This is a genomic window from Photorhabdus machadonis (assembly GCF_052657765.1).
In genome coordinates this window covers 4,245,063-4,269,944 of sequence record NZ_CP199761.1, presented here as the reverse complement: position 1 = coordinate 4,269,944, position 24,882 = coordinate 4,245,063, and the positions used below count along the sequence as shown (strand labels likewise).

The following is a 24,882-nucleotide window of genomic DNA, read 5'->3' as shown; positions in this document are numbered from 1 at the left end:
GTGTGGAAAAATCAACCAAAAATTTGTAAATTTGGAGTAATTTACATTAATAAAGCGGATAGAAAGGAAATATGGCGAAGAAATAGGGGCGATATGATCAATGTCATCAGATTATTTATCTTTTTATATCATGTTGTTAGTGATAATGAGAGGTTTTCTTTCTTCACGAAGAGATGTTGATAAAGACATTTTTAATTCTGTGATTTCTATGTGATTTGAATATCAGGAAATACGTGGTTTTCAAATGCCAAGATTGTCATAAAATCAAAGTATAAAACGGAGTCTAAACCCGACAGGATATTCAGGTAGCATCTGATAGCTGCTACCTAATTATTTGAAATTATTTTAAATACAGACCATTAGTCTGATAAAAAACCGTCATATCCAATATCCCAGTAACGTAAATGTAATGATATTCAGGGAACGTGATTTGAATCTTTTTTTTGCAGTTGCATAAATTAATGGCGATATAATCAGTAAGCATGTTGGTGCAAATGCAGGTCATTACTGTTGAATGGCGCTTTTGAAGTATAATATATAATTAATTTATTACCTTCAAAAGCGTTTTTTCTTGAAAATCTTACGGATATAAGGTTGATTTATTTATCCTTTTTAAGGTATTTGTTTATATAACTTTGCATTATTTTTGATGACTGATTCAGGTGTTCTAATATGGCGGAAATAGTTTCCCATAACTTTGGATCAGCTGCGCCATAATAATGGTTGCTAAAGCATCCTTTTATATTTTTAGTGTCCCGGATAAGATGATTAATATTTTCTAATAATATTAGTGGTGCAATATTAAGATGATTTCCTTGCAACTCATTGAATATTTTGTGAAATAATTCATAATCATTATTATCAATAGCATTTTTCAGCTTATCTACGTACTGCAATTTTTCTCTCATGTCCATTATATTTAACCTCTTTGTTTACGGTTGTATTAAAGAAATTTTAATTACTCATCTTTTTTTTCAGGATGTGCATTTAAAAAACTCTGGGTTCTTTGAGATATATGATTTGAAAATTCAAGTGCTGTGGTATCCCATAATTTAGGGCAAAAGCTAGAACTATAGTAGAGAGTTTGAAAGTCTTTCTCTATATTCTCTGAATTATGAATAATAGACTCTATTTCCTCTATTTCCTCTATTTCCTCTATTTCCTCTATTTCCTCTATTTCCTCTATTTCCTCTATTTCCTCTATTAACTCTTTCTTCATTGCTTCATTCGTGGTATCAAGGTAGTCATTTATGACATCACCAAGCTCAGGGCCAGATATTATGTCATAGTCTTGATTGAAATAAGCAAACATTAAGCGGTTTAGTGCCATTTTCTTCTCCATAAATTTTAATTAAATTTTGGGAATACTGTTAATATATAGTATTGTTTGCCGTTAAATTCAGAATGCTTTAATCATTCATCTTGTTCAGTGTGCTTGTTTAAATAATCTTGTGACTTATTTGACACATGTGTCAAAAATTCAAGCGCTGTCATGCCCCACCCTTCGGGGAGAACTTCAGCATCATGATAATGATAATCAAATGTGTTCTCTACATCTTCAGAAGAGCCAATAAGATCGTTGATTTCTTCTATTAACCCTTTTTTCATTCCCTGAGATGCGTCATTAAGAAAATCATTGATAACATCATCAAGCTCAGGACCGGATATTATATCGAAGTCCTGATTAAAGTAGGCATGCATTAAGATATCTAGGAATGGATATTGTCCGGTCATTAAATTAAGCCTTTGGAAATGCTGTTAATATATATAATGGTTTACCATTGTATTCAGAATACCTTAGAACAACCCTGACTTTATATAACTTTTCTACATATTTCGATCCTTTAGTAACACCAAAACCAATAGAGGTACTTGAAACGTATTCAATAGGTGCAGATACTGTTGGAGGGACATATTTAGCCCAATTCTCTAAGTGTATTCTATTTGCTTTTAGAGCTTCCGAAATCACTTTCTCTGCTACATCTTGATTGTAAAATGTACTTGCTCTAGATATCGACTTGTTATTTAAGAGTCTTTCTCTCAATTCCTGCTCCGATAACCCAACATGTTTAGCCAAAGTATGACCACCCGGTTTTAATCCAGTCTCTGACTCATGCTCAATTAATTTAATCCTGCCTACCCGAACAGAGGCAACTCTTACAGCTCCCACCATTGAAGCAAATGAAAGCGGTACAGCGATATCAACGGTAAGCCCTATTTCAGACGCGGTGTAATCATCAGCACCAAATTCTTTTGCTAAATCTACCGCCGCGCGATAAGTTTCCGTCATGGTTTCTCTGCCGGTTATTATTTGACTGGCAGAAGCATTCATTACATCAAGACTGTGTGCCCCGACAATAACACAGGCCGCTTTAGTTAGTGTTGTCGGGTCGGGTACCAGACAAAGACCGCCGGCACCAATAAGTTCAACCACCCCGGCGGCTAAACCCGCACCCCCTAATATTCGGTTACTCCAGGTTTCTTCTTCAGTAATGGTATTATCCGACAGAATCGCTGCCAGCTGAACCGGCGACAAAATAATGCGTAACCCATTTTCAGATTCTGAATCCACAGCATCATCAGTCAAATAATTGACGTTATTCATGGTTAATAGATCCTGTCATCCCAGAAGCTGTAAGAACCAGTTGAACAAGCAAGATTGTTCCAGGTGATATTCTTGTAAGTAAAACAGATAACTTCTTGTGGTGTGCCTGAATTATTGTCTTTGGAGTGCGGATAATTGGATTTTATGCTGGATATAAAAGCATGGCCCAGCCTGATGGAATAGTATTTTTCTAACCCTCCGGTTGGCGATGTTCGGTACAATTCAAATAAACATTCCAGCTCTTCATTTTCAGAAAAACACTGCGCCAGTAAAGGGGACGATTTATCAATAGGCTTTATTATCATGACCGGATGATGAGAAGCATGCTGCTCTCTGGTCATCAAATGTTGAAGAGTGTAAATGAAAATTTCATTTTCATGACCATGCTGGTAATGATTTCCTATGGAGTTTAAGGAGCCGCAGCCAGCGGAGATTAACCCCTGTTTTTTACCTTTTAGTGTTAAATAGATTATATTCGCCATATTGGTTGCTCCTTATACTGTTTATTTGATTCTCTTGTAGGGTGTGTGGAAAAATCAACCAAAAATTTGTAAATTTGGAGTAATTTACATTAATAAAGCGGATAGAAAGGAAATATGGCGAAGAAATAGGGGCGATATGATCAATGTCATCAGATTATTTATCTTTTTATATCATGTTGTTAGTGATAATGAGAGGTTTTCTTTCTTCACGAAGAGATGTTGATAAAGACATTTTTAATTCTGTGATTTCTATGTGATTTGAATATCAGGAAATACGTGGTTTTCAAATGCCAAGATTGTCATAAAATCAAAGTATAAAACGGAGTCTAAACCCGACAGGATATTCAGGTAGCATCTGATAGCTGCTACCTAATTATTTGAAATTATTTTAAATACAGACCATTAGTCTGATAAAAAACCGCCATATCCAATATCCCAGTAACGTAAATGTAATGACATTCAGGGAACGTGATTTGAATCTTTTTTTTGCAGTTGCATAAATTAATGGCGATATAATCAGTAAGCATGTTGGTGCAAATAGATCACGGTTATCATCTATAAGTGTTCTATAAATAGCGCAGATGTTATTTAAATCCTTACCAACTACGTAGTGTTCTTCTTCTAAATAAGACATCAAAAATATAAATAACGCACAAAAAATGGCATAACTGATATTTAAAGCCAAAGCTATAGCTAATTTGCTCATTCTGAAATTCTCATTATTAAATGCATTATTTTTTCTCTATTTCCATAAATAGTAAAATAGCGGTTTTTCCTTAGTGAGCGTACTTTATTATTAAGTTTCTTTGTATTGTAAACAAGCCGATTTATGTGCCCATAAATAACTTTGATTAGTTACATTATGTGGACTACCGGCGTGCCATTTATAGCACGTAAAGGACGTTGCATCAGAACTCAGGGATCCGAATTTATCCGCCGCATAGTAAGGATTTTTCATATGTCACTTCCTTTTCTTGAATAAATTTATCTATATCGGCACTCCGGTCGCCATTAGCTTATCCTTAATAGTTCCAGTAAGTCGTATAACTCCAGTATATTCATAATTTTAATTCTGGGAAGAGGTTTTGTAACAAAAATGATTAAATCTGGGGTAAGTTAATAGCAGAAAATATAAAGATTGGAAAGACAGATAGCACAGTAATTATCACCTCATTTGTCGTTTAAAGTAAAAGTTTCCGGACGATATTAAAATTTTTAAATTTCATATTTTTCTTACGGTTAGAATAAAAAGTGCCTATCTTGCTATAAAGGGTATTGGTGTTTATGTTTCGTGAGTATTTTTTTCCCGCCAAAGGCTGGGAGAACAGCCCACTAATCGATTAAAGAAACGGGCAAAATAGGCGGGATCTTTGAATCCAAGCTGATAAGCGACTTCAAATACGGCACAATCACTGAAGAGTAATAACCGTTTGGCCTCACGAAGTTGACGGTCGAAAATTAATCGTTTAGGGGGGCGATTGGCAAACCGGCGGCACATATCTTTTAACCGCGATTCGGTAATTCCCAGCTTATTAGCATATTCCGGTACGGAAAGATGATGATGATAATAATTGTCTATTAATTGGTTGAATCGCTGAAATAACTTGATTTCTCCTCGAACGCCATTAATAGGGTGGTCATCAAGGGGAATATTGCGCAGCAACAGCGTAAACATGGCTTGCGCTAAAAATGTCAGTGCTTGCGCCCGTCCGGTAAAGTTATTGAATGATTCGCGGGCTATTAATGCCCAGTAATGGTTAAAAGCTTCCAGCTCTTCTGGTTTATCTGCGACAGATAAGCAAATCGCCGGAATATCCAGAATATCTTTGTTGGCAGGATAGAGCGATTCTAATAGCGGTAATATCAATTCCTGCCGCACGGTGAGTACATATCCGTCACTGTCATCTTGAGTAAAAAAAGCATGAGGAACGGAGGGTGGCGTCAGGATGAACAGCGGTGCCTGTACAGAATAGTGTTGATCATCCAACTGCAATTCAATATGACCGATGATCAAAAAATGAAGCTGGAAGAAACCATCATGACGATGAGCTTGCATATCACGACCGAAGAATGCCGCCATCCTGCCAAAGGTCTGGTAATGCACATCATCAGTGCCTTGGGTCTCATCATAATCTTTGCTGATATCAATATTGGCAATCATAGGCTCGGTCATGCTGGTTTTTCCTTTCTGATTGAAAATTACGTTGTTGCGCTCGGTCTGGAATGTTTCATTGGGATTGTTTGGATAATGGCTGCGCCAATGATCAGTAATCCGGCTACAAAATAGAGACCCGTATTAAAGCTTCCTGTCTGATCTTTCAGCCAGCCGATTAATAACGGGCTAAGGGCTGAACCTATGTTACCCGTGGCGGCAATAACCGCAATGCCGATCGCTCTTGCGCGTAAGCTGATGGATTGATCCGGGGTTGTCCAGAAGACGGCCATTGCGGTAAATGAACCGGTCGAAGCCATAATAATCCCAATCAATTGAATGACACTGTGGTTGGTCAGTGAAGTCAGTATCCAGCCCGCAGCAGCAAATAGATAGGGCAGAGCAGTGTGCATCTTACGCTCTTGCAACCGGTCTGAACGGCGGCTCCAGTAAACCATTCCCACAATAGTACAGAACTGAGGGATCGCAGCCAAAATGCCGATGGTGATGTTACTGCTTCCCTGATTGAAGCTTTGTACAATCTGTGGCGTCCAGATATTAATTGCGCTCAAGGTGTTGGTCAGGCAGAAATAGGCTAGGGTGTACATCAGCACTGTTGGTGTGAAAATCTCACGCCATATACTGCGTTGTTGCAGGGTCTGATGAGTTGATGGGGCTGCTGGTTGAACCAGAGCAAGCTGGTCGTTATCCATCATCTCTTGTAAGCATTTTTTGTCTGCATCTGTCAGCCAGTTGGCTCGTTTGGGTGAATCATCAAGATAGAACCAAACGATTATTCCCAGTAATACTGAAGGAAAACCTTCCAGCAGGAATAGCCATTGCCAACCGTGAAGGTTCAGGAGGCCATCCATTGCCAGAATGTAACCGGAAGCCAGAGAACCAAACGCCATGGTCACCGGCATTGCCACCATAAACAGCGCATTGGCACGGGCGCGGTAGTAAGCCGGGAACCAGTAAGTCAGATAGACCAGGATGCCCGGTACGAAACCGGCTTCGGCGATACCGACCAACATACGTAAGATGTACAGACTGGTTGGTCCGGTGGCGAACATGGTGGCAGTGGAGGAGATCCCCCAAAGCACCATGATCGTGGCTATCCAGCGCCGCGCCCCGACAATACTGAGCATGATATTGCTGGGAATACCGAAGATGACATAAGTGACATAAAACAGTGTTGCTGCCAGACCGAACATTGTCGCGTTCAGCCCAAGATCTTTACCCATTGTCAGGCCGGCAAACCCGATATTGATGCGGTCCAGAAACGAGAATACAAATAAGACAAACAGGAAAATAATCAGGCGACGGAATAACTTGTTAATGACGGATTGCTGTTGTGCCGTTAGCTGCTTATGTTGAGCTGCCGCGAGATCCGGCTGTTGCGCAGCGGTTGATGAATCGCTCATTGTCATTTTCCTTATTATTTTTTTATCTGTATTACGTTGTTATGGCAAATCAAACGCTTGTCGGGTAAATCGGTTGTTAGTGTTGATAATTGTCAGGATTAATAAACACTGGATGCAGGCGTTGCGGGAAGGTCTTTGCCCGCGCCAAATCGTGCCGCCAGCGCTTCTGCCGCCCGAGCCAGTAAAGTTGTGTCGATACCGACAGCAACAAACAACGCGCCGAGTTTCAGGTAATGCTCGGCAACATCGGGTGCTGACATCAGAATGCCCGGTGCTTTACCGGCCGCTTTGATTTGAGCGATAGCCTGCTCAATCGCCGCTTTCACTTCGGGGTGATGTGGACTATTGGTAAAACCCATATCGGAACTTAGATCCGCCGGGCCGATAAACGCACCATCCACACCGTCTACTTTGAGGATCTCCGGCAAGTTACGCAGTGCTTCACGGGTTTCTACCTGAACCAGAACGCATATTTCATCGTTGGCACGATGCAGGTAATCAGGGATCCGGTTCCAGTGGGAGGCTCTTGCCAGAGCGCTGCCCACGCCACGAATACCTTCTGGTGGGTAACGAGTGGCGCGAACCGCTTCGTAAGCCTGTTCGGCGTTTTGTATCATCGGTATGAGTAAGGTTTGGGCGCCCACATCCAGCAACTGCTTGATGATCACCAGATCATTCCAGGGTGGGCGTACCACGGGATGGCTTGGATAAGGGGCGACTGCTTGCAATTGGCTCAGAATAGTCTGAACGTTGTTCGGCGCATGTTCGCCATCAATCAGCAGCCAGTCGAAACCGGCTCCAGCCACTAATTCTGCGCTGTAGGGGCTGCAAAGCCCCAGCCATAAGCCGATTTGTGGACGGCCTGCTTTTAATGCCTGTTTAAATGTGTTGGTTAACCGATCCATATTTTCTCCTTAAACGAAACGGCAACTGATGGAACCGAGCGGGCCGTAATCCACATGGAAAGTATCCCCTTTACGGGCTGGAACCGGGCGAGTAAAGGATCCGCCAAGGATGATTTGCCCTGCTTCAAGTTGAACACCGTGTGGCGCCAGTTTGTTTGCTAACCATGCAACACCGTTAGCGGGATGATTAAGTACCGCCGCCGCGACGCCGGATTCTTCAATCACGCCATTGCGATAGAGCAGGGCGCTGATCCAGCGCAGATCAAACGCGTCTGGCTTAATCGGGCGGCCACCCATAATCACACCGCCGTTGGCGGCGTTGTCAGAAATCGTATCGAACACTTTGCGCGGGCGATGGGTTTCCGGATCGATGTTGTGGCAACGGGCGTCAATCAATTCCAGCGCTGGAATGACATAATCTGTTGCATTGTAAACATCAAACAGTGTGCAATTTGGGCCACGCAGCGGTTTTGCCAGTATGAAAGCCAGTTCGACTTCAATACGGGGCACAATAAAGCGGTCGCATGGAATATCGCTGCCATCAGGGAAAAACATATCATCCAGCAGAGCGCCGTAGTCTGGCTCGCTGATTTGTGAACTGGCTTGCATGGCTTTGGAGGTCAGGCCAATTTTGTGGCCTTTGAGTACGCGACCTTCCGCAATTTTCAAATTCACCCATTCACGCTGAATGGCATAAGCGTCGTCAATGGTGATTTCAGGGTGATCCAACGAGATTTGGCGTATTTGCTCACGGCTTTTCTCTGCCTGATGCAGACGGTGTGCAACCTGTGATACGACGTCTTTCTGTAACATGCGGTTAAGCTCCTGTGTCTTCTATGCCACCAAAGCAGAGATATTTCACTTCCAGATAATCTTCGATGCCGTAACGTGAACCTTCGCGCCCCAGCCCCGATTGTTTAATGCCGCCAAATGGGGCGACTTCATTAGAAATCAAACCTTCATTGATGCCGACCATACCGCTCTCCAGTGCTTCAGCCACACGGTAGATCCGGCCGATATCACGGGAGTAAAAATAAGCTGCCAGGCCGAATTCAGTATCATTTGCCAGATGAATGGCTTCTGCCTCATCACGGAATTTGAAGAGGGGGGCGATAGGCCCGAATGTTTCCTCACGGGAGATAAGCATGGATTGAGTGACGTCAACCAGCACGGTAGGTTCGAAAAACAAGCCGCCCAGAGCGTGTGGCTTGCCGCCAGCCAGTATGCGTGCGCCATGAGAAACGGCATCACTGATGTGTTCTTGCACTTTATCGACGGCTGCCTGATTGATCAGCGGGCCTTGCTGTGATTTGACGTCATTGGCTGGGCCAACCTGCAACGCATTGACTGCTTGCGCCAGACGTTCTGCGAAGGTGTCATAAATGGTTTCCTGAACCAGGATACGGTTAGCGCAAACGCATGTTTGACCGCTATTGCGGAATTTAGCGGTAAGTGCGCCCTGTACAGCGGCATCAATATCCGCGTCATCGAAAACGATAAATGGCGCATTGCCACCCAGTTCCAGCGACAGCTTTTTCACCGTATCGGCGCTTTGGGCCATCAGTAATTTGCCGACACCGGTTGAGCCGGTAAACGAGAGTTTGCGCACAATCGGGCTTTGGGTCATAACACCGCCGATAGCCTTAGCCTCTTTTCCTGTGACAACATTCAGGACGCCAGCGGGGATGCCCGCTTGTTCAGCCAGCGCGGCTAAAGCCAGGGCTGAAAGTGGGGTTTCTGCGGCGGGTTTCAGTACCACGGTACAGCCTGCCGCCAGTGCCGGGCCAACTTTGCGGGCGATCATGGCATGAGGGAAGTTCCACGGTGTAATGGCGGCGACAACGCCGATAGGCTGTTTGATCGTGATGATCCGGCGACCGGGCAGCGGGCTTGGGATCGTTTCACCGTAGGTACGTTTGCCTTCTTCCGCAAACCACTCGATGAAACTGGCACCATAAGCGATCTCTCCCATCGCTTCCGACTGCGGTTTCCCTTGCTCCAGACTCAACAATTCTGCCAGAGCCTGTTGATTCTCCATTATTAACCGAAACCAGCGTTGCAGAAGCTGGCTGCGTTGTTTGGCGGTCATTGCTCTCCAGGCCGGCAGGGCTTGTTGAGCGGCGGCAATTGCCCGTTCTGTTTCCGCCGCGCCCATATTACTGACGTGTGCAATAACCTCGCCATTTGCTGGGTTAGTCACCTTAAACGTGAATTTGTTATCGGCATCGATCCATTGCCCGTTGATATAAGCCTGCTGGCGCAATAGTTCTGTATTCACATTATTTGTCATTGTTTTTTTCTCCTGAAAACACTTGGATGAGTGGCGTCTGTTGGTGAAAAGTTGCCAGTAGTTGGCATAACCAACTCAACCCGGCGCAAACGGCCATCACAAGGGCCATAGCAAAAGGGGTTTCATCTTGTAATAAAGAGACGGCAACGCTGGCGAGTGCCGCCATCGCGAATTGAGAAGAGATAGCGAGTGCGCTGGCGCTGCCGGCGAGTTGACCACGATGTTGAAGCAATAGGGAGAGGCCATTAGTACCAATGGCATTAACCAGCGATATTACCAGCATGACCAAAATAACGATAACCGTCAGATTTTGCTGATAAAAAATAACCAACAAAATACCAAACAGTAATTGAGCACTGGTTTGGATAAATAACAGACCAGAAAGGTTATAAAATTTTAGTAACTGAACATTGATCAGCACCATCACTATCATGCCCAGTGCATTACAGCCGAACAGTAATCCGTAGTCGTTCGCCGGAACCTGAAAGTAATTGATATAGACGAAAGGCGAACCACTGATGAAAGCGAACATGGCGGCGCAAGTGAATGCCAATGTGCCGATAGTTGCCATTGCTTCACGGTCAGCCAGCAATTTGCCGTAGTTTTTAAACGCGGTGATAAGTTTGCTACCGTCATTATTGGCAGGTAGCGTTTCTGGCAACAAAAATAATAATAATAACCCGCTGATACAGCCGACCAGCGTCAGCAAAATAAAGATGGCCTGCCAGTTGAAATAGGTTAACAGTAAGCCACCGAGTAAGGGAGCGATAAGAGGCGCTATCATGGTCACCAGCGTCATCAGTGACAACACCCGGGGTAATTCCGCAGGGCGATAGATATCACGGGCGATGGCTCTGGCCATGACAACCGCCGCACCGCTGCCAAGCGCCTGTAATGCGCGCAGTAAAATCAAATGTTCAACTTGCGTCACCTGTGTACACAACACACTGGCGACGACGAATAACGCCATGCCACTGAGCAACAGCTTTCTGCGCCCTAAACGGTCACTCAGTGGGCCATATAACAGCATTCCAATGCAAAAGCCGGCGAAAAACGCGCCCAAAGTATATTGCATCTGCCCTTGTGTTGCCTGTAATTGCCTTGCCATTTCCGGCAAGGCTGGCAGGTACATATCAATCGACAAAGGCCCGAATGCCACCAGCGCACCCAATAACGGGATTAGCCAGCGCGGGGGATGTTGATTAAAGGGCTTCGGCATCACTATTCCTTACGAAACAAAGCGTGAACGTTGTTTTGTTTGTAGTTCAGTACCGGGTCCAATTCTTCCATCGAAAAAGAGAGGGCGAGGTAACGCTGTGCCATCAGTGAGGCAAAATGTTCTTTGATCAGGCTGAATAGCATCTCGCCAACCTGTTGACGACTTTCAAGGCTGCGTCCGGCACCGATTTTCAGTGTCATATGGACAAAGGCGTAATCATGTTGACCGTCAGCCATGTGCCAGGTATCCAGCCAGACAGCACGGCTGCGTATTCCCGCTAATGGAAAAATGCCGGTATCTGCCAGTGCTTGATTCACTTTGGCAAACAGCGCTGGCAGATTGGCTTGTTCACGGATATTTTCCGTACATTCAGCATAAAAATGTGGCATAGGTGACTCCAAATCAGGCTGTGGCTTGCTCGCCGGTAATGTTATTAGGTAGCGGGAATACCGCGTTGACTTGCCCAGTGCCGGAACTGGGGAACAGTTCGGTCAGGAATTCCACCTTACCGTCATATTTATCCCAACCGAGCAGGCCCAGCAGCATCACCGTATCGTGCATATTGCCTTCGCCGTAGCAGTAATCTGCATATTCCGGCAGCATCTTGCAGAACTCTTTGAATTTGCCCTCTTTCCAAAGCTGTACCACCCGGTGATCCATCTGTTCATCAAATTCGCGGGTGTAGCTGTTCATGCCCTCTTCCGCGCGCTGATCATCAATAAAGCGGTGAGAAAGGGAGCCACTGGCCAGTACCGCAACTGTGCCGTCATATTTCTCAATGGCTTTCAGAATAGCTTCCCCAAGACGTCGACTGTCTTCAAAAGCATGAACAGTACAAAACGCGGAGATAGAAATGACTTTAAAATGTCGGTCACTATTCATGTAACGCATTGGTACTAGCGTGCCGTATTCCAGTGTCAGGCTTGGGATTTCATGCGCCTGAGCACGAACCCCCATATTGCGTGCCTCTTCCGCGATCATTTGTCCCAATTCAGGGTTACCGTCATATTCATAACTCATATCGCGAATGAAATGTGGCAATTCATTACTGGTGTAAATACCGGAGAAATGGTCGGCACAATTGATGTGATAGGCACTGTTTACCAGCCAGTGGGTATCAAACACGATAATCGTATCGACACCCATTTCACGGCAACGACGGCTGATCTCTTTGTGCCCGTCAATGGCTCCCTGGCGACAACCATGATGTTTTCCCGGCAGTTCAGACAGATACATTGATGGCACATGTGTAATTTTGGCCGCTAACGCTAACTTACCCATAAAATCCTCATTTGATATCAGGACGGCGAACCGGAGTTCGCCGTGGTTAACGCTGATGAAACCGTTATACCCCCCAACGCGGGATGGGATGATCCCCCATAGAGATACAGACATTTTTCATCTCTGCAAACACTTCAAAACTGTATTCACCGCCTTCACGACCGGTACCGGAGGCTTTCACCCCGCCGAATGGCTGGCGCAGGTCACGGACATTCTGGGTATTGACGAATACCATGCCTGCTTCAATATTACGGGCCAGACGCAACACCTTGCTGACATCCTGAGTCCAGAGGTAAGAAGCCAGACCATATTCCACGTCATTCGCCAGGCGCAGACCTTCTGCCTCATCCTTGAATGGCAATAAACACGCGACAGGGCCGAAGATCTCTTCCTGTGCAACGCGCATACGGTTATCGACATCCGCCAAAACTGTTGGACGCAGGAAATTGCCGCCTTTCAGATGTTCCGGCAAATCAGCGGGTTTATCTGGGCCACCAGCTAGCAGCGTTGCCCCTTCTTCAATACCCAGACGGATGTAACCAGAGACTTTTTCCCAATGCTGCTTGCTGATAAGTGCACCAATCTGCGTGCTGGGATCTTGTGGATCGCCAACCCGCAGACGATTCGCGCGTTCAGCAAAACGTTGCACAAACTCAGGGTAGATGCTTTCTTGAATAAAAATGCGTGAACCGGCGGTACAACGTTCACCATTGATAGAGAAAATGGTGAACAGAGCGGCATCCAGCGCACGTTCAATATCGGCGTCTTCGAAGATCAGAACCGGCGATTTACCGCCCAGTTCCATTGAATATTTTTTCAGGCCGGCATTTTTCATGATCTGGCGGCCGGTGGCGGTACCGCCGGTAAAAGAAACTGCCCGAACATCGTGATGTTTCACTAATGCATCACCGGCAGTCGCGCCGTATCCTTGCACTACGTTTAAAACACCGGCAGGGATGCCGGCTTCCAGTGCCAGCTCTCCCAAACGGTTTGCAGTTAATGGGGAGAGTTCTGACATTTTCAGCACCGCCGTGTTACCCAGCGCCAAACAGGGGGCGACTTTCCAGGTCGCGGTCATAAATGGCACATTCCACGGCGAAATCAGCGCACAAACACCGACTGGCTGCACCAGCGTATAGTTGAGCATCTTATCGTCAACCGGATAGGTCCGGCCGTTCATTTGCTGACAAATCTCAGCAAAGAAGTTGAAGTTGTGAGAAGCGCGTGGGATCAGGACATTTTGCGTTTGATGAATAGGCAAGCCGGTGTCTTTGGTCTCCATTGCCGCGATTTCAGGCACATTCTCATCAATTAGCTCACCCAAACGGCGCATCAGGCGTGCACGTTCTTTCATTGGCAGATCAGCCCATTTGGGGAAGGCTTCTTTTGCCGCGGCAACCGCTTGATCAATCTCTTCCTGACCACCGGCAGCCACTTCAGCCAGCACTTCACCGCTAGCCGGGTTGGTGGTTGCAAAATACGCTTTACTGCTGACGTTTTTGCCGTTGATCCAATGATTAATCATCGTCATGACAGGCTATCCTCATAGTCTTGCTGGCTGACAATACGGTTGACCAGACGTCCAACGCCTTCAACCTCAACAATCACTTCATCCCCCGGTACGACATCAGACAGCCCTTTAGGTGTCCCGGTGGCGATCATGTCGCCCGGTTGCAGCGTCATAAAGTCGCTCAGATAGGCGATCAGGAAGGGGATATCGAAGATCAGATCGGCGGTGGCGCCGCGCTGACGCAATTCACCATTGACCCAGGTGCTTAATGTCAGATTATGTGGATCCGAGACATCTTCTTTATCAATGATCCACGGCCCGATGGGGGTCAGCGTGTCGCGGCTTTTTACCCGGAGGTTAGGACGATAATAGTTTTCCAGATAGTCACGGATCGCGTAGTCGTTACAAACCGTGTATCCGGCAACGTAATCCATCGCCTGTTCTTTGGCGACTTTATGGGCGGTTTTGCCGATGACAACCACTAGCTCAGATTCATAATGCATGTATTCCACATTATCCGGGCGAACGGAAACCTGACGATGGCCGATCAGCGTATTGGATGCCTTGATAAAAACCAGTGGTTCTTCCGGTGGCTTAAATTCAAGTTCAGTGGCGTGATCGGCGTAGTTCAGGCCGAGGGCAAACAGGGTTCCATCGGCGGGTGGCAGCCATTGAACGGATTCGCTGCTGACTTTGCTGCCATCCGGCAGGCAGACATTTTCCTGATCATCAACCGTCACATTCAGATCCTGGCCCTGATAACGAACTCTTGCGTGTTTCATGCTTTTTCTCCTGCTGGCACAACTTGATTCTCCAGTGATGGGAAACCTGCTGCCCGAATAACCACGTTGTCACCCGGTTTGATGGAAACCCGTTGATGCGGAGTGCCAAGCAGGATCACATCACCTTCTTTCAGGGTGGCGAAATCACTTAATGCCGCGACTAATTCTGCTGCTGAACGCACCAGATCGGTTGTTGACCAGCGATCAACTTCCTGCCCATTGATTTCAGTAATGATGTCCAGCGCATCCATTGATTCAGGATTGATCATTTGACCTACAGGGCAAAAGCCATCGCGACATTTCGCTTTAATGGCCGGGCGATAGAACGCCGTTTCAGGCAGGCTGACTTCATTGGCTAATGCATAACCCGCGATATATTCGGCCGCGTTTTCAGCGGTGACTTTACGGGCGGTTTTACCTATCACCAGCGCCAGTGTTGCGCCGCTCTGAACCTCTTCCCCCGCAGGATGGGGAATAACGTCACCGGAGGTGATAACGGTATTCTGCGGTTTGATAAACCATATAGGGGTTTTAGGCAGGGTGTTATAAGGTGCTTGCTGAAATGAGTCATGCCAGAAATCGACCTGGCTCTGATGGTTGAGGGCTACGGCGAAGACAGTGCCTTTCATTAACGACTCCTCTGAGCGTAAACAGACAGCTTTAAGATGTATTTATTAATATATTAATAAACCACAAATCGATTTGTTGCAATATGTTAATGTGTTTGTTAATTTTAATTGTGATCTCAGTAACAATATCTCTGCTAAATTTGTTTTTTATCATTATTAATCAATATGTTAATATTTTTATAAATAAAATAATTACTATCGTATTAACTTTTTATTAACCTCGTTTTTAGGGCTTATTTTTGTTTACTTATTAATATTTTTATGATTTTTTCTTTGTGGTTGATGGAGTGACGTGCTAGTCTTTTTTATTGTAGTTACAGAGTGACATAGACACTCTCGACAGAGAGTAAATCAGTGATTAACTAAGATGAGAGCCTTCATTACCCATGCATGAATCTCTGACAATTGCATTACTTCAGGCGCGGGAAACCGCGATGGGTTTTTTCCGCCCAATCCTTAAGAGTCATAATTTGACTGAACAGCAGTGGCGTATTATTCGTGTACTGTCTGATAACCGGTCAATTGATTTTTATGATTTATCTTGCCAGACCTGTATTCTTCGTCCAAGTCTGACGGGGATATTGACTCGCATGGAACGTGATGGATTGATCTTTCGTCTTAAACCGATGAATGACCAGCGCAAACTTTATGTTTCTTTGACGCCGGAGGGTCAGCAACTTTATGAAAAGGCGAAAGAGCAGGTTGAACAGGGATATCAGGCCATAGAAAAAGCCTTTTCGTCAGAGAAGATGGCTCAGCTTTCAGCGTTGTTGGAGGAGTTAATTGTTGTTGGTAAGAGCTCAGCGGGAAATAAGGGTAAGAAAGTTAAATAAAAATTTTATTCAAAATTATGATGATGAATAATAGAAAAATTGCTGAGTAAGATCAGCATCAGCAATTATTATTTTGGACTATTGAATAATTAGCGTTAATATTTCCTGTGGGTAGATAATAAATTGCCCATGAAATATTGTACCTGCCGGATAATGAGGGGTGAGTGTTTCCTGCAACGCCAATGTTATTTCATTATTTTCGAGGGATAGGGCAGTTATCTCAGCTGCTTCAAAGCCAAAGAACCGTTTTACTTGTGGATAAAGCGCTTTATACAAGCTCTCTTTTACTGAAAAAGCGAGGGTAAACGCTTGTTCAAAGGGTAAATGACAATGTTTCAGGCGTTGTATTTCCCTGTCATTCACGATCATTGTTGTGAGTTCATCCGTATTTTGACGGTTGACAATAGTTTCGACATCGGCACCAATTAATCTGTTATTCGTTCGCGGTGCTGCCAGTACAATTGCACAATGCGCTGAATGAGAAACCGAACCGCAAATATCCTTTGGCCAGATTGGGGCGCGATCATTGCCTGAGATCAGATTAAACGCCGGTTGCCCTAATTGTGCTAAAAGTTGTCTGGCGCAATAACGTGCTGCCAGATATTCAGCCCGCCGTTTATTGACGGCCTTGGCTAACTGAGCAGGGAAAGGGAGATCTAACTGTTCGAACAGGTCATCGTGATAATGTGACAGATCAAAACGGGCTTGCCAGAAATGTACCTGAGGGTACTGAATAACGGTTCCATACTCGATTTGAGTGATAAAGCCATTGCTATATTCTGGCAGTGGTGCTTGAGTGGTGTGTATAACTGTCTGTTCCATGTTTATAATCCAGATAATGAAATATCCTACAGTCTATACTTAATATCATTCATATTGAATTGTAAAATGTGCGATAGCGTTAGCCTCTCCAGCTGTTATTTTACCATCGGTTTGGTAATAGCGGGCAGTGAAAGGTAATGTATAGGTGGCGTTTGCTGTTGCATATCCGAAAACCAGTGGATTTTCCAGAGAAACCGGTGTTGTTCCCATATATAAGATTTGTACACCAACGCCTTTAGCTGTATTTCTCCTATTGGGGTTATTTAATTGAATGACACTGTCTGGGGCATAATCTATTTTTTCTGCTGAAAAAGTAATTTTGGGCTTAACACTTTCTGTACATTTAATTTCGATATTAAAACCCGCATTACCCACAGTAGAGCCTATACCTTTAAATAAAGCACTGTTCACACGACCAAAATTTACCATTGGCCTTGGGGTTGCTGTCGAGCAAGTTTTAGTTTTTATCGTGTAATTGTTCTTGGTTTTTATTCTTATTAATTCTGTACCTGCAAGTGTTTGTAACATAGCAATCTTTCTTGGCCTGAGTACTTTCCCTGATGTCAACGTTCCTTCTTGGTAAAGATAAACACTGATTTTCCCTATATCTTTTAATGTCATTCTATCTTTATATTTATAAATGTAATTACTGCCACTTGTTGTGGGTAATTTCATGTTTTCTTCTTCTCCAGAGGCAATAAGATAAAAATAGAGATTATCTATTCCTGTGGTTATCATTCCTGTACCATGAGGTGTATTCCCTGGTTTAGATGGATATATATCTCCCATAAAAATAAAAGGCTCTCCGGTTGGATCACAATTATGGGAATTAAGAAGAGGCGTATTGTCATTAATATTCATGAGTTGAGCCAGTTGCCATGGTCTGAATTCACCAACAAGAATGCTTTTTTTCTCATTTACACCTGGATTAATGTCAATATGATTAAGATCAATATCTAAGCTAATTTGCCTTGCATTTAATAAGCAGCGTGCATGTGTGTCTGTAATACTGAGTAATATTAATGTAAATATTGTGATTATCATTAAGTAGCGTTTCATATAGATTCCAGTTGAGATTTATTCTTAATTACTGATAATTCAATGAAGCCAGAATAATGCTATTATCTTTCTGATATAATTTACTGATGAAATTAATATGGCAGATTTATTTGTGGTATAAATCTGCGTTTAATTCTTGCTTAATACTACTGTGGAGAGTTTCTCTTTTTATATGTTAGCATAATGTTAATATACTAATCTCAATAGAGAAGATTGTAAAGCTATTTATATTCAATTGTAAAATGTACTGTGGCGTTAGCCTTTCCCCCAGTTATTGTTTTATTGGTTTGATAATAGCGGGCAGTAAGTCGTAAATAATAGAGATCTTTTTCACTTCCCCATTTAGCTATAGGAATACGTGTGTTCATATAAACAGGTCTATCTTCATGTAACAATTGAACACCAATACCGTTGGCTGTATTTCCATCGCCGTATTGATGTAATTTAATAATGTTATTTAGGCTTGAGCTCACGACTTCCCCTGAGAAACTAATATCAGGGATATTTTCATCTTTACATTGAATCACAATATAAAAACTATTACCACCTGCTGTAGAACCTTCTCTTTTAAATGCAGAAGAGTGAATCTTTCCGAACTTTATTTCTTGATAGGGTGTTGATGTCATGCAGCTTTTACTGCCAATGATATTGTCTTTGTTATATATGATATTTATTAATTTTTTACCATCATCTGTTAATAACGAAGATATCAACCCTTTTTTAAGTATAGAGCCTGATCGGATATCTCTTTCTTGAATAAGCTCAATTTTTATTTTCCCGATATCTCTTAAAGTTATTTTTTTATTGATACCATCATGAGAACGACCATTTCCATCATAAGATACGAAAAAATATAAATCATCTACACTTGTATTTATCCAACCACTATTTTTGGATGATTTTATTTCACCTGGTTTTGTTTTATAAACTATGTTTTCATTATTATCACAGGTAGCAATAGTTGCATCGGCTTTAATTCCTATCTTGTTAGCCAGCTCCATTGGACCATATTCAGCAATGGTAATAGGTCTTCGAGTGTTAAAATCTGCATTGATAATTTCATTTATATTAACATTTAAATCAATAGCTTTAAATTTTTTGTTTAATGTACATGTGGCAATTGATTCTGTAATACTGAATAGTGTCAGTATTAATATTGCCAGTGTAATTAATTTATTTTTCATATTGTTCCGGGATAAAGATTATTTTAGTTACTGGCAATTCAATGAAGCCAGGATAATACCATTATTTTTCTGATATAACTTACTGTCGAAATTAATATAACAGCTTTGTTTATTGCCTAAATCGGCTTTTAATTCTGCTGTGTCACTGACACCACTAAGGAAGACTTCACTTCTTTCATTCACCATACCATTGACGCTATTCTTGCCGGTGATTACCGTTCCGAAAGGGAGTTTTTTACCTTTATGCTGTAAAGTTAAAAATACTCGATGACCAACGCGAATCGAATAATCCGCCAGTACCAATGCGCCTTTCGTTGGAATAACTTTAGCCGTCGGGTTATCAATATCGATGTCATCACTGAATGTATTGGTATCAAGAGACAACAAGTTTTCCCGATATTGCGATATATAAGGAACAATGGTATATCCCCGCCAGTCTGTGCTGATAGAAGTATTATTCAGTACTTTTGCATTGACTGCCCCAGGGGCGCGAATTAAGGCACTAGCGCCGCTTTCGCTGATATTTTGAGCCAGAGTAACGCCATAGGGATGGGCAATAATTGCACCTTCTAACCCATAATTAATGCGTTGATTTTTACCATGATCCGTGGTGTAACCGGCATTAATTGAACCATATGAGCCTCTATAATACAGACTGGCGGCATTACCTGATTGTTTTTCTTTCTCTGATTTTTCATAACTGTAATCCTGAGAAATCATATAACTTAGATTTTGTTGTTCCAGTAATGAGCCGGATAATGACATCGAATGCTGGCTGTCACCGTTTGTATTATAAGAGGTGTTATAATCTACGGTTGCACTGTGATTACCTGATGGCAGCCACTTGTCCAAAGGAACACTGATATTAAGTGAAAAAACCTGATCGTTATTAATTTTTGAACGATTACGGTGATAGTTATAGCCCAATGATAAAGAGATATCACGAATACTGGTGTTATAAGACATAGAATATGATTGATTCTTGCTGGTCTTATCTTGCCAATAATCTTGTTGCCAAGCAGATAATGAAAAACTGCCATATTGACCTAAACTCTGGCCCATTGTTATTTGCATCCGGTTTTTTGGCGCGTTATTTCGGTGGTTATCAGTAAATTGGCGGCTATTATTAGCATCGCTAAAGCTGTAATAACCATTAGTATTGTAGCGATAACCCGCTAATGTCACCGTTGTATTGGTCGCGGTAAAACCTTTGCTGTAACGTATCTGATAAGACTGGCCGGTTTTCTTTTCTCCGGTTGGGAAATGCGTTTTTGCATTTGTCACATCTATTGACACTGCACCAAATGAGCCAAGATTATGCCCTAAGCCTATTGCACTGCCTAAATAGTCAGGAGAAATAATGGCGCCACCATAAATAGTGGTGCTGTCCCATAACCCGTAAATCGCCTCTGTTTGAATAAACCTTTTTTTACTGGTTTGTTTGCTACCACTGAATTTACCGAGATTAACCAGGTATTTTATTTGGCCTTCACGGATCATCAATGGTGAAGCAGAAAAGGGCTGAGTCAATTTCCTAACTTTGCCATTTTCTTCATAAATGGATACTTCCAGATCACCATTAAGGTTGCTCGGATAAATATCAGTAATTTCAAAAGCACCTGGTGGAACAAAAGTTTGATAAATAAGATTATCTTTCTGATGGACTTCTATTCTGGCGTGAGTCATGGCAATACCGCGAACAACAGGGGCAAACCCTTGCTGGCTATCTGGCAGCATTTGGCTATCAGACATCAGTTTAACGCCATTAAAAGTAAAACTATCGAATACCATACTGTCGGTTGATGTTTCACCCAATACCAGACGGGATCTTAATGGACGAATGTCTCGTTCAGCATAGGCTTTAAGTGATTTCCATTCAGATGTCGTGTTATTACGGCTATAATAACTACTATGGCGAACACGCCACGGACCTAAATTAACGCCGCTGCGTAAATTCAGATATTGATTCTGTTCACTTTGATTTTTATTCCAGGATTGCATCCCGGTCAGATGATAATTGGTGAAAAACATAGGCATGCCATCATTCCACTGATCAGGAGAGATATCGCCCCTGATTTGTGATCTCATTGCCGCCTGAGGAAAATTCAGGTGCAAAGTAAGCTGGCTTAAATCCAGCTCTGTTGATGCTTGTTTGATATATTTCTCTGGTTGAGAAATAATTTCTTGTTCAGAAAGTGACGCTAATTCAGGAAAGCTTTCTGTTTTTACTCCGATTTCCTTTAGCAAGCTGACAGATAGCTCAGGGCAAAGTTTATCTCCACACTCGATAAAGGCGAGATTTTTAATGCCGATATCTTTTTTATTGACAATAACATTTACTTTATAGATGCCTGGAATGTGAGAATCTGTTTTTGCCAGGCTATCCAGGTTAATATTTTCTCTGTCTTCATCTGATAATTGTAATGCATTGATATCAAAGTACAGCTCTGCATATACTGGTAATGATAAACAATAAGCAATTAACGCAAAGCTGATTATCTTTTTCACAATACTCTCATCAGATTATTTTATTAGAAACTAAACAGGCGTTCTTCTGTTGTTCCACCGTAGTCATTGATAGCCGTCAGAGTTACCTTTTTTATACTACTTTTGGTTGGAAATACCTTATCGCTAAAAGGCGGGATAAACCCGGGTTTATCGATTGATTTCCCGTCAATTTTCATTTCATTAAGATTGACGTAATAGGCAGTGGGGTTGGTTAACTGGATGCCATTAGTATTACGTGATATTTCTAAACGATTGATGACATTATTAGCGTCATTATCAGATAGCCCGATTGGACGATAAATCAGTTTGATAATGTTTTTTATCGTGATGATCATTTTGCTGTTGTCATTTTTTTCCACTGCTGGAATCGCATTGACATTTAGCAAAAATATCGATTCCCGATCCATTGGCAGATGATTACCGATATATGAAACACGGATCTGGTGTTCGCTCTCTTTTGACACTTTAAACAGTGGCGGTGTGATAACAAACGGTACTTTGTTTTGACTGTTATCGATATTATCTACCCACGACTGAACAAGATAAGGTCGTTCTGTGTCCGAGTTTGTGATAGAAATAGTGGCTTCTTTTTGTGAGCCATTATAGATAAGGCGGGTTCCACCTAAGGTAATCCCTGCTTGTACTTGCCCCATAAAAAAGACAAGTAAAAAGGGAGTAATAAAGCGAAGCATTTTTACTCCTTTAGTTATAAATGATTTTATAAATGAACGTTAATAAAGCACTTAACCGATTTTATGGATAGATAATTGTGAAATTTACATCTGAGTTAATAATACCATGACTCGGAGTAGTTTTAGTTGTTTGTAATTTTGCTATAAGAGGTATATCGACACTTTTACTTGTAAGTGTATAATCATTGATTGATGTATTTGCGTGTATTTTAGTATCGTCACTTTTAGCAATCAGAATACCTATACCAGAAACTCCTGAAGAGTACAGATTATGGTCATCATTATCCTTTTTACCGTTAAATTCGACACCAATTTTTGAACCTGGGCAATTAGTTAAATTAATTGTAAACGATTTAGCATGACCTATGGTTCCTTTAATATCAGAAAACCTTTCTTTAGGTATATTGCCAAAATTAACTGTTTGGTCTTTTCCGCTACTAATAGTACAGCCGTTCTCAAGAATTGTCCCTCTGAATTTAATGACTCCATCATAAGACAATGCATTGAAACTGGTAAAAATCCCCAATACCATAGCCAAAGAAGCCCAAATAAAATTCTTTCTCATTTAAAAATACCTTCCCTTAATAAAGATGTGTGTGATTTTTTTGTACAATAAAACTATATACCCAACCAGAGTTATAATTTAATGGCTGATTATATAATTGAATTAATTTACATAGTGATATATAACTCGATTGAGTTTTTACCTCTATTTTGTATATGCTGTTAACTTTCTACTAAGCGTTTTTTACTGATAAATAATTCGTCAGTAATTTCTGTGATCTTTTCTGGATATATCATCATGTTTGTTAATAATAATCTTTGATATTAATTTTAGCCCAAGGAGCAATTTTTTCTCCCAAATATCATCTATTACTGCAAATCTCTTAACGTTATTAATAATGATTCTTATTTGTGTTAAAGTATCGCAAGTACTCAGATACGATAAATTTTCATACCAATCATGAAATTTTTACCAGGTGATTGTTATAATGCAGTGAAAAGCTCTTGTGGGTAAGATATATGCATGGATAAATTTATCTTTATTGTCTGCTGAGCGGATATCCACTAGTGAAATAACTGCATTAATGAAAACGAACTATCATTGTTAAGCTCGGTACATGTATCTTACACAGAGATTTACATCAATGTTCTGATTGAGCTAACCGTAGTGGTGCTATATTAATACAATTAAATAAATTGCCATCTTGATTATAATTACGATGGCAATAAATTTTTCTTAATATCATTAACTTGTTTTCAATTTGGAACTTTCATCTTTCTTTAGGGCTATTCTCATGCGATGGGGAGGAGTATTAACTAAAATATGATCTTTTTCAACAACTTAAATAAAAAAAGAGTGTTTTTTTTCTGTTTTATAAAAATATCTTGTTATTTCATGATGTTATAATTTTAAATTAATCGTTTGATTTGGTGTGTTTGTATGTGATTTTCAGACTTAAACAATTGATTAAATGATTTGAACAGAGGAAATAGTAGTGATATTTATTATCTAATCTAATATTTTATCATTAATAATGATATGAATCAGACGATTTAGTTTGTTTTTTCTAGTAGTTTGTTGGAATATTCTATTGCTAATGATTCTGGCGTGTATTTTATGATCAAAATCATTATCGATAGCTTTAATTGTGAAGATTTAATCATTAATCAGGCAGAAATAACGGTGTTAGCAAGGGTTAATTTGTGTTTCCGCTATTTTTTGACCTTTGATTATTTGCATATAGCTGTAGTAGCGGCATAGCTTTTCGATTGTAAATGAAAATCATTACCCATTTTTTCGACCTCTGTTCAGATTATTGATAAAAGCGCAGTTTTAGGTTTGATTGATAATATTCACAAATTTGACGATCCTTGATTTTCATCGTCTCCAGAAGTGTCATCACATGAATCAATGTAACACGGGCTTTTTCTTTGAACTCAAAGAATAGCAGCAGCGTCTGAAAGTGCTGGATAAACGCCTCAACCATTTGAATGCACAAGAGGAAGATATTCGCCGTCTACTGACGCTACCGGGTATTGGTCCACTGGGGGCATCCGCTTTGATGATAGTCAGGTTATTGGGTATCACGAAACGCGGGAATGGCTATTTGCGAGGAATACTGATTCATGGTGCCCGTTCAGTTGTTTATCGGGTGCAAAAAATCCCTGATGAACAATGTAATGGATTACAACGCTGGTTAAAAGGCGTGATAGCCCGCAGCGGGCTCAATAGAGCGGCAGTTGCCCTGGCAAATAAAAATGCCCGAATAGCCTGGGCTCTGGTCAGCCAACAATCGAGTTATGAACCACGATGAGTTACCCATGATGTAGAAGTTCATAAGTTGATGTATTGACAGGTAGAACCGACTCTCTGTGAACCGGGTAAATAGCCCAGTTTATCGAGACTGTTGAAATAATAATGAGGGCAGAGAGTGCGGATTTTCATCAGGGCTCATTGAAGCCGAATATATGTTTGCGACTACGTTGTCAGAAAAATTTACT

The 24,882-nt window shown here is 41.9% G+C and carries 25 protein-coding genes and 1 pseudogene; 2 read left to right on the top strand and 24 right to left on the bottom strand.

The window, feature by feature from the left end:
* Positions 1 to 378 precede the first annotated feature (378 nt).
* The 18 genes from ACUN2T_RS20565 to ACUN2T_RS20480 form a co-directional block, all read right to left on the bottom strand.
* Entirely contained in the window at positions 379 to 459 is an 81-nt protein-coding gene (locus tag ACUN2T_RS20565) for a hypothetical protein (protein WP_445497944.1), read from the bottom strand.
* A 140-nt stretch (positions 460 to 599) separates the two neighbouring features.
* Positions 600 to 914 carry a hypothetical protein gene (locus ACUN2T_RS20560; protein WP_445494795.1) on the bottom strand — a complete coding sequence of 105 codons (315 nt, stop codon included), beginning with the start codon at positions 912 to 914 and terminating at the stop codon, positions 600 to 602.
* 44 nt (positions 915 to 958) lie between these two features.
* On the bottom strand, positions 959 to 1,330 hold the full coding sequence (locus tag ACUN2T_RS20555) for a contact-dependent growth inhibition system immunity protein (protein ID WP_445494794.1): 372 nt from the start codon (positions 1,328 to 1,330) through the stop codon (positions 959 to 961).
* 83 nt (positions 1,331 to 1,413) lie between these two features.
* Positions 1,414 to 1,734 carry a contact-dependent growth inhibition system immunity protein gene (locus tag ACUN2T_RS20550; protein WP_445494793.1) on the bottom strand — a complete coding sequence of 107 codons (321 nt, stop codon included), beginning with the start codon at positions 1,732 to 1,734 and terminating at the stop codon, positions 1,414 to 1,416.
* Between the two features lie 4 nt (positions 1,735 to 1,738).
* A complete protein-coding gene (locus ACUN2T_RS20545; RefSeq protein WP_445494792.1) occupies positions 1,739 to 2,605 on the bottom strand; it encodes an RNase A-like domain-containing protein in 867 nt (288 codons plus the stop codon).
* Between the two features lie 2 nt (positions 2,606 to 2,607).
* Positions 2,608 to 3,087 carry an Hcp family type VI secretion system effector gene (locus tag ACUN2T_RS20540; RefSeq protein ID WP_445494791.1) on the bottom strand — a complete coding sequence of 160 codons (480 nt, stop codon included), beginning with the start codon at positions 3,085 to 3,087 and terminating at the stop codon, positions 2,608 to 2,610.
* Between the two features lie 388 nt (positions 3,088 to 3,475).
* Positions 3,476 to 3,793 carry a YjeO family protein gene (locus tag ACUN2T_RS20535; protein WP_445494790.1) on the bottom strand — a complete coding sequence of 106 codons (318 nt, stop codon included), beginning with the start codon at positions 3,791 to 3,793 and terminating at the stop codon, positions 3,476 to 3,478.
* A 576-nt stretch (positions 3,794 to 4,369) separates the two neighbouring features.
* Positions 4,370 to 5,260 carry a 4-hydroxyphenylacetate catabolism regulatory protein HpaA gene (hpaA, locus tag ACUN2T_RS20530; RefSeq protein ID WP_445494789.1) on the bottom strand — a complete coding sequence of 297 codons (891 nt, stop codon included), beginning with the start codon at positions 5,258 to 5,260 and terminating at the stop codon, positions 4,370 to 4,372.
* Positions 5,261 to 5,286: 26 nt separating this feature from the next.
* On the bottom strand, positions 5,287 to 6,663 hold the full coding sequence (gene hpaX / locus ACUN2T_RS20525; RefSeq protein ID WP_445494788.1) for a 4-hydroxyphenylacetate permease: 1,377 nt from the start codon (positions 6,661 to 6,663) through the stop codon (positions 5,287 to 5,289).
* Positions 6,664 to 6,761: 98 nt separating this feature from the next.
* Positions 6,762 to 7,568, bottom strand: coding sequence for a 4-hydroxy-2-oxoheptanedioate aldolase (hpaI, locus tag ACUN2T_RS20520; RefSeq protein WP_445494786.1), 807 nt, complete (start codon positions 7,566 to 7,568; stop codon positions 6,762 to 6,764).
* A 9-nt stretch (positions 7,569 to 7,577) separates the two neighbouring features.
* Entirely contained in the window at positions 7,578 to 8,381 is an 804-nt protein-coding gene (gene hpaH, locus ACUN2T_RS20515) for a 2-oxo-hept-4-ene-1,7-dioate hydratase (protein WP_445494785.1), read from the bottom strand.
* A 4-nt stretch (positions 8,382 to 8,385) separates the two neighbouring features.
* Positions 8,386 to 9,858, bottom strand: coding sequence for an NAD-dependent succinate-semialdehyde dehydrogenase (locus tag ACUN2T_RS20510; protein WP_445494784.1), 1,473 nt, complete (start codon positions 9,856 to 9,858; stop codon positions 8,386 to 8,388).
* Positions 9,848 to 11,077, bottom strand: coding sequence for a Bcr/CflA family multidrug efflux MFS transporter (locus ACUN2T_RS20505; protein WP_445494782.1), 1,230 nt, complete (start codon positions 11,075 to 11,077; stop codon positions 9,848 to 9,850). Before ACUN2T_RS20505 ends, ACUN2T_RS20510 begins: the two co-directional genes overlap by 11 nt.
* Before the next feature lie 2 nt (positions 11,078 to 11,079).
* Positions 11,080 to 11,466 (bottom strand): 5-carboxymethyl-2-hydroxymuconate Delta-isomerase, encoded by a 387-nt coding sequence (locus tag ACUN2T_RS20500; RefSeq protein ID WP_350305702.1) that lies wholly within the window; start codon positions 11,464 to 11,466, stop codon positions 11,080 to 11,082.
* A 13-nt stretch (positions 11,467 to 11,479) separates the two neighbouring features.
* Positions 11,480 to 12,358, bottom strand: a complete 879-nt coding sequence (gene hpaD / locus ACUN2T_RS20495; protein ID WP_445497943.1) for a 3,4-dihydroxyphenylacetate 2,3-dioxygenase — start codon at positions 12,356 to 12,358, stop codon at positions 11,480 to 11,482.
* Between the two features lie 64 nt (positions 12,359 to 12,422).
* Positions 12,423 to 13,889, bottom strand: coding sequence for a 5-carboxymethyl-2-hydroxymuconate semialdehyde dehydrogenase (gene hpaE / locus ACUN2T_RS20490; protein ID WP_445494780.1), 1,467 nt, complete (start codon positions 13,887 to 13,889; stop codon positions 12,423 to 12,425).
* Entirely contained in the window at positions 13,886 to 14,650 is a 765-nt protein-coding gene (locus ACUN2T_RS20485; RefSeq protein WP_445494779.1) for a fumarylacetoacetate hydrolase family protein, read from the bottom strand. Before ACUN2T_RS20485 ends, hpaE begins: the two co-directional genes overlap by 4 nt.
* On the bottom strand, positions 14,647 to 15,279 hold the full coding sequence (locus ACUN2T_RS20480) for a fumarylacetoacetate hydrolase family protein (protein WP_445494777.1): 633 nt from the start codon (positions 15,277 to 15,279) through the stop codon (positions 14,647 to 14,649). Before ACUN2T_RS20480 ends, ACUN2T_RS20485 begins: the two co-directional genes overlap by 4 nt.
* A 386-nt stretch (positions 15,280 to 15,665) precedes the next feature.
* On the opposite strand from ACUN2T_RS20480, the gene hpaR reads away from it, so the two are divergent.
* Positions 15,666 to 16,112, top strand: coding sequence for a homoprotocatechuate degradation operon regulator HpaR (gene hpaR / locus ACUN2T_RS20475; RefSeq protein ID WP_445494775.1), 447 nt, complete (start codon positions 15,666 to 15,668; stop codon positions 16,110 to 16,112).
* A 78-nt stretch (positions 16,113 to 16,190) separates the two neighbouring features.
* Here the strand turns inward: hpaR and ACUN2T_RS20470 are convergent, their stop codons facing one another.
* From ACUN2T_RS20470 to ACUN2T_RS20445, 6 genes are all read right to left on the bottom strand, one after another.
* Complete coding sequence (locus tag ACUN2T_RS20470) at positions 16,191 to 16,934, bottom strand: 4'-phosphopantetheinyl transferase family protein (RefSeq protein WP_445494773.1); 744 nt, start codon at positions 16,932 to 16,934, stop codon at positions 16,191 to 16,193.
* A 45-nt stretch (positions 16,935 to 16,979) separates the two neighbouring features.
* On the bottom strand, positions 16,980 to 17,993 hold the full coding sequence (locus tag ACUN2T_RS20465; RefSeq protein WP_445494771.1) for a fimbrial protein: 1,014 nt from the start codon (positions 17,991 to 17,993) through the stop codon (positions 16,980 to 16,982).
* A gap of 221 nt (positions 17,994 to 18,214) precedes the next feature.
* Positions 18,215 to 19,177, bottom strand: a complete 963-nt coding sequence (locus ACUN2T_RS20460) for a fimbrial protein (protein WP_445494769.1) — start codon at positions 19,175 to 19,177, stop codon at positions 18,215 to 18,217.
* 27 nt (positions 19,178 to 19,204) lie between these two features.
* Complete coding sequence (locus tag ACUN2T_RS20455; RefSeq protein ID WP_445494768.1) at positions 19,205 to 21,685, bottom strand: fimbria/pilus outer membrane usher protein; 2,481 nt, start codon at positions 21,683 to 21,685, stop codon at positions 19,205 to 19,207.
* A 23-nt stretch (positions 21,686 to 21,708) separates the two neighbouring features.
* Positions 21,709 to 22,377: a fimbrial biogenesis chaperone gene (locus ACUN2T_RS20450; protein WP_445494766.1), complete on the bottom strand. Its 669-nt coding sequence runs from the start codon at positions 22,375 to 22,377 to the stop codon at positions 21,709 to 21,711.
* 61 nt (positions 22,378 to 22,438) lie between these two features.
* Entirely contained in the window at positions 22,439 to 22,942 is a 504-nt protein-coding gene (locus tag ACUN2T_RS20445; protein ID WP_445494765.1) for a fimbrial protein, read from the bottom strand.
* A gap of 1,387 nt (positions 22,943 to 24,329) precedes the next feature.
* On the opposite strand from ACUN2T_RS20445, the pseudogene ACUN2T_RS20440 reads away from it, so the two are divergent.
* Positions 24,330 to 24,695, top strand: a pseudogene (locus ACUN2T_RS20440) (IS110 family transposase); the annotation flags it as partial.
* Positions 24,696 to 24,882 lie beyond the last annotated feature (187 nt).

What these genes read in the sequence shown, in the direction of transcription:
- ACUN2T_RS20560 (WP_445494795.1), bottom strand. Translation starts at nt 914, where the DNA reads ATGGACATGAGAGAAAAATTGCAGTACGTAGATAAGCTGAAAAATGCT.
- ACUN2T_RS20555 (WP_445494794.1), bottom strand. Translation starts at nt 1,330, where the DNA reads ATGGCACTAAACCGCTTAATGTTTGCTTATTTCAATCAAGACTATGAC.
- ACUN2T_RS20550 (WP_445494793.1), bottom strand. Translation starts at nt 1,734, where the DNA reads ATGACCGGACAATATCCATTCCTAGATATCTTAATGCATGCCTACTTT.
- ACUN2T_RS20545 (WP_445494792.1), bottom strand. Translation starts at nt 2,605, where the DNA reads ATGAATAACGTCAATTATTTGACTGATGATGCTGTGGATTCAGAATCT.
- ACUN2T_RS20540 (WP_445494791.1), bottom strand. Translation starts at nt 3,087, where the DNA reads ATGGCGAATATAATCTATTTAACACTAAAAGGTAAAAAACAGGGGTTA.
- ACUN2T_RS20535 (WP_445494790.1), bottom strand. Translation starts at nt 3,793, where the DNA reads ATGAGCAAATTAGCTATAGCTTTGGCTTTAAATATCAGTTATGCCATT.
- hpaA (WP_445494789.1), bottom strand. Translation starts at nt 5,260, where the DNA reads ATGACCGAGCCTATGATTGCCAATATTGATATCAGCAAAGATTATGAT.
- hpaX (WP_445494788.1), bottom strand. Translation starts at nt 6,663, where the DNA reads ATGAGCGATTCATCAACCGCTGCGCAACAGCCGGATCTCGCGGCAGCT.
- hpaI (WP_445494786.1), bottom strand. Translation starts at nt 7,568, where the DNA reads ATGGATCGGTTAACCAACACATTTAAACAGGCATTAAAAGCAGGCCGT.
- hpaH (WP_445494785.1), bottom strand. Translation starts at nt 8,381, where the DNA reads ATGTTACAGAAAGACGTCGTATCACAGGTTGCACACCGTCTGCATCAG.
- ACUN2T_RS20510 (WP_445494784.1), bottom strand. Translation starts at nt 9,858, where the DNA reads ATGACAAATAATGTGAATACAGAACTATTGCGCCAGCAGGCTTATATC.
- ACUN2T_RS20505 (WP_445494782.1), bottom strand. Translation starts at nt 11,077, where the DNA reads ATGCCGAAGCCCTTTAATCAACATCCCCCGCGCTGGCTAATCCCGTTA.
- ACUN2T_RS20500 (WP_350305702.1), bottom strand. Translation starts at nt 11,466, where the DNA reads ATGCCACATTTTTATGCTGAATGTACGGAAAATATCCGTGAACAAGCC.
- hpaD (WP_445497943.1), bottom strand. Translation starts at nt 12,358, where the DNA reads ATGGGTAAGTTAGCGTTAGCGGCCAAAATTACACATGTGCCATCAATG.
- hpaE (WP_445494780.1), bottom strand. Translation starts at nt 13,889, where the DNA reads ATGACGATGATTAATCATTGGATCAACGGCAAAAACGTCAGCAGTAAA.
- ACUN2T_RS20485 (WP_445494779.1), bottom strand. Translation starts at nt 14,650, where the DNA reads ATGAAACACGCAAGAGTTCGTTATCAGGGCCAGGATCTGAATGTGACG.
- ACUN2T_RS20480 (WP_445494777.1), bottom strand. Translation starts at nt 15,279, where the DNA reads ATGAAAGGCACTGTCTTCGCCGTAGCCCTCAACCATCAGAGCCAGGTC.
- hpaR (WP_445494775.1), top strand. Translation starts at nt 15,666, where the DNA reads ATGCATGAATCTCTGACAATTGCATTACTTCAGGCGCGGGAAACCGCG.
- ACUN2T_RS20470 (WP_445494773.1), bottom strand. Translation starts at nt 16,934, where the DNA reads ATGGAACAGACAGTTATACACACCACTCAAGCACCACTGCCAGAATAT.
- ACUN2T_RS20465 (WP_445494771.1), bottom strand. Translation starts at nt 17,993, where the DNA reads ATGAAACGCTACTTAATGATAATCACAATATTTACATTAATATTACTC.
- ACUN2T_RS20460 (WP_445494769.1), bottom strand. Translation starts at nt 19,177, where the DNA reads ATGAAAAATAAATTAATTACACTGGCAATATTAATACTGACACTATTC.
- ACUN2T_RS20450 (WP_445494766.1), bottom strand. Translation starts at nt 22,377, where the DNA reads ATGCTTCGCTTTATTACTCCCTTTTTACTTGTCTTTTTTATGGGGCAA.
- ACUN2T_RS20445 (WP_445494765.1), bottom strand. Translation starts at nt 22,942, where the DNA reads ATGAGAAAGAATTTTATTTGGGCTTCTTTGGCTATGGTATTGGGGATT.